The organism is Blautia sp. MSJ-36 (assembly GCF_018917985.1).
Lineage (GTDB): Bacteria > Bacillota > Clostridia > Lachnospirales > Lachnospiraceae > Blautia_A.
In genome coordinates this window covers 1-1,809 of the sequence record NZ_JAHLPQ010000062.1, presented here as the reverse complement: position 1 = coordinate 1,809, position 1,809 = coordinate 1, and the positions used below count along the sequence as shown (strand labels likewise).

General features: G+C 38.1%; 1 protein-coding gene. It reads right to left on the bottom strand.

All coding sequences use genetic code 11. The features are described from left to right. Window positions 1-133: 133 nt before the first annotated feature. Window positions 134-1,450 carry an IS110 family transposase gene (locus tag KQI39_RS17105; RefSeq protein WP_216419770.1) on the bottom strand — a complete coding sequence of 439 codons (1,317 nt, stop codon included), beginning with the start codon at window positions 1,448-1,450 and terminating at the stop codon, window positions 134-136. Window positions 1,451-1,809 lie beyond the last annotated feature (359 nt).

Genomic DNA, 1,809 nt, shown 5'->3' with positions numbered 1-1,809 from the left:
AAGTCCAGCTAATAAATGTCAATAGTTAAATGAAAAAAATTGCTCTTATTTTCTGGCTAAAAAAGGGTAGACGTCCCCCTTGGTGAAAATATCGTTCTTTTGAAAGATATTGATTCGTTGGATGTACAGTATTTTATGCAGCCATGTCGCATTTGGAAGCATTGTATTGTTTGATATGCTCCTGTGGAGTGATGATTTCAAAAGACTTGTTGTCTCTGAGTATTGCAAATATCATATTGCATACCTTATGTGAAACAGCTCCCATTGCTACGAGCTTTGGTTTTGAGTCACATTTCTTGAGGTAGTACTCACGAAGAACTGGATTTTTAGCTTCTCCATTACGGGAGATACTGATGCTTTGTAAGGTTAACGTGTGAATAACACGTCTGGCTATGGCAGAACCACGCTTAGACATTTGAACTTTGGTACCTTCAAATTTTCCGGATTGTTTTACTGCCGGATCAAGACCGAAATAAGCGAAAAGTTGTTTTGGTTTTGAAAATGCTGAAAAGTCACCAATCTCACCCATGATGGATACAGCAGACAAGAAACCAGCACCTTTGAATGTTTCAATCAAATGAATCTGCTTGACAAAGTCGGCATTTTCATTAGCATCAACAAGCTCATGGAGCGATTCAAGAATGTTGTTGATTTCTTCATCATATTTACGTATGAAGCTGATATAAAGGCGAATACGCTTGATGTTGCTGTCTATGATGTAACCAAATTGATTTGCATCAGTTGCCGCCTGAATTATGGCATTATACTTATTTTGAGCATATGTAAGCCCAAAGCGAGCTGTTGATTTGATGATATTAATAATCTCTTGCTTGTCTGCTTCAAGAAAAGCAGAGGGAGATGTATAAGTCTCCAACAGTGTAAGAGAAGTGTTGATTGTAACCTTGGAAAAGATGCCGAGATACTGTGGAAACGCCATGCGTAATTCACCCTGAAGCTTATTCACATAGGCACTGCGATTATCCATTAAATCGTAGTATTCACGGCATAGGTTACGGCAGTTTAGAGCAAGGTCTGAAGGCATAAGTGAAACCTTTAAATCAGGTTTCAAACCAACCAAAGCAGCTTTTTTAGAATCAAAACGATCATTATGTACTTTTCGTATGTTGATGTTTGTGCTATTCTTAGTGATGATAGGATTAATAACAGAGCAGTTAAAACCCTTATCACGAAGATAGCAGAAGAGTGGGTAATGATAAATTCCCGTGGATTCGAGGAAAATGCGACTTTCCAAAGAATACAACTCTTCTGCTTCTTTTATTTTAGAAACAGCGGTTGTAAGGGAATCAATACTGCTATGTAGGATTTTGTAAGGTTTTCCTACGAATTGTTGGTTTGGAAGTGCTATAGACATCCAGGAGAAGTCAGCACCGACATCAATACCAACAGAGATGAATAAATCATCGAGATTAAAGATAACTTTGTTTGACATGAGCAATAGCTCCTTTCTGATAGGAATCCATTTCCAATCTGGCAGGTACACAACCTAGCGCGTTATTCGGGTATGGCCTTCCGGCTCCCAACCAGCTAAAACATAAAACCCTGTCGAATGGACTAATTGACTTCATTGTAGGTATCAGTCACAAGAGTGACTTCCCAAGGAGGTGAACATTCTTTGTCCTATCCTAAGAGATAATACCTTATGTTTTATCTGGTGTCTATCAGGAACCGTCAGACATGATCATTATTACGGATAACATCTGATGAAGGAAGAACCCCTTCTTCTGTTATCTGATTTATAGAAACTTATTAACCAAGTAGTCTTGATTGACTACATCATTATTATACTAG

Bases quoted from the DNA above. Each gene is read 5' to 3' on its own strand.
- KQI39_RS17105 (WP_216419770.1), bottom strand. From the start codon at position 1,450: ATGTCAAACAAAGTTATCTTTAATCTCGATGATTTATTCATCTCTGTT.